Here is a 2,465-nt window from a genome sequence, read left to right as displayed (position 1 = left end):
AATGCTAAAAGTGTTTAGGACCCTCTCAATATGAGAGGGATTTTATTATATTAAAAACTTATCTAATTAACATTTTTAGTAAATAAAATGGTAAAATATGAGAATGAATATATAATTAATATAATATAGGGATATATAATTTGGAGGGAAGTATTGAGAGTAATACTAGAGTTAATGAAATAAGTAAATATTTAAATGATTTATACGGTACCGTTGAGTACAAAACTAATCAATACACAGGATTTAAAATAAATTCTAAAATGTATGCAGAAGTACAGTTTAGAAAAGATCATACAAGAATATTAGTAAATAAAAAATATGTAACAAATGAAGAATTAGAAAATCTAAATATAAACATAGTTCCAGAAAGTCATGGATGGACACTTGAAGCTGAAATGAAAATAAGTAACGATGAAGATTTAGAAAGTTACTTAGAAATTATTAAAAGAGCTTATGAAGGAACTAAAAAAGACTATGAAAATCGAATAGATGAATGTATTAAAAAATCGATAGAAGATAGTGGAAAATATATAAGAAATGATATGGAAAGGCAATCTTTTGCATTTGAAAAGCTTTTGGAAAAGTGGGACGAGTTTAAAAAGTTCAATATAAGCAACAATGCTTTAGATGAGTTAAAATCAGATATAGAAACTTCGGGAAAATTTAAAACTCAAGATCTTTTAGATAATTACATAAATGAAGGGGTTAAATATAATTTCTTAAATCTTATAAATGAAGTTTTATCCTACATTGATTTAAATGCTTTTAATAAAAATAAATACAATCAATACGAAGATAAAAGGACGCTTGCTAGAACCAATGTATATCAAAATGATTGGATTAAAAACTTAATAAGCTACAAAAAGTATAATGATTTAAACAAGGTAACAGAAGTTGTAAGAAATGTAATAATGTATATAAATAGCCCAAGTGACAAGATAACAGGATTTAAGAATTCTAAATTAATGCAGTTTTGCAAGTTACTAGATCCAAACACCGGTGTAGAAAACAACTATTCCGCCTTATGTGAAAAAATACATAATGAATTAAAGAAATACAATATAGAAGTTAAAAATGAAAAAAATAGAGGTAGAGTTTATGGAAAGATAATGTTTGATTCTAATTTAGCAAAGCTTTGGGACGTGGAAACTACATATTCAAAAATTCAACCTTATAATATTAAAGGATTATCTAATGAAGAAGTTGATACATATTTAGATAATAACATAATAGCATCTAGTGATAAAAATCTTGAAAGAAGCACTAATTATAATATTTTTTATGTTTTTGATGAATCAAAGAAAGTTATGTTTTTAGGTGTATTTACTTCTAGTGCAACTAAGGATGAAAATGGTATATATTATAGAAGTTTTAAAAAGTTATTAGATCCTGTAGGAAATATAGAGAATTTACCTAAGGACAAGCCATGGGGAAATAAGAAAAGTACTAAGGGTGTTATTGTTGCTAAGAATGAGGAAAATTCAGAGTTTGAAAATAGTGTTTTAAATGAAGTGTTTGATGTAGATGTAGATGAATTATTATCAAAGATAGATAAAATTAATATAGAAGATAAGTCTATAGATTTAAAAAAGCCTGATACAAAAAATGAGGAAGAACCATCAGAACATGATAATTATGAGGAAGATATAGTATTTGAAAAAGAAATAGAAACTCCTTTGAATATAATATTATATGGACCACCAGGTACAGGAAAGACTTATAATACTGTAAATTATGCAGTTAGTATTGTAGAGAAAAAAGAAATTGATGATGTAGTTGAAGAGTGCAAAAAAGATAGAGAAGCCGTATTTAAAAGATATAAAAAGTATTTAGCAGAGAAGAAAATAGTATTTACTACTTTCCATCAAAATTATAGTTATGAAGAGTTTATCCAAGGTATTAGAGCTAATACAAATAACACAGATCAGTTATCATTTGTTAAGCAAGATGGTATTTTTAAAGATTTAGTTGAAAGAGCTAAAAATGATTTAGGTAATTATTATGTAATAGTTATAGATGAAATAAATAGAGGGAATATATCTCGTATATTTGGAGAACTTATAACTTTAATTGAAGATGATAAAAGATTAAATCAAGCTAATGAAACTATGGTAACGCTGCCTTCTAAAGAGGTTTTTGGAGTACCATCAAATATATTTATACTAGGAACTATGAATACAGCAGATAAGTCTATTGCTCTTATTGATATAGCATTAAGAAGAAGATTTGAATTTATACCTATGTATACTGACTATGAAGTTATACCAGATTTTGCAGATATATTAAAACCTATAAATAAAGCTATTTATGATAAGAAAAGAAGTGCTGATTATATTATTGGACATGCTTTATTTGTAAATAAGACTAAGGATGATTTAGAAAATATTATAAATAAAAAGATTCTACCTCTTTTAAATGAGTATTTCTATGGTAATGAAAATGAGATTATAGATGTTTTAGGAAAA

General features: G+C 25.6%; 1 protein-coding gene. It reads left to right on the top strand.

The window, feature by feature from the left end; translation table 11 throughout:
- Nucleotides 1-140: 140 nt before the first annotated feature.
- Nucleotides 141-2,465: McrB family protein (locus VLM92_RS12345; protein ID WP_325276638.1), on the top strand; the 2,325-nt coding region annotated here is incomplete at its 3' end.

This window comes from Romboutsia sp., from assembly GCF_035470145.1.
Lineage (GTDB): Bacteria > Bacillota > Clostridia > Peptostreptococcales > Peptostreptococcaceae > Romboutsia_D.
Note: the sequence above shows the minus strand (reverse complement) of the source record. Positions and strands in the feature narration are given on the sequence as shown.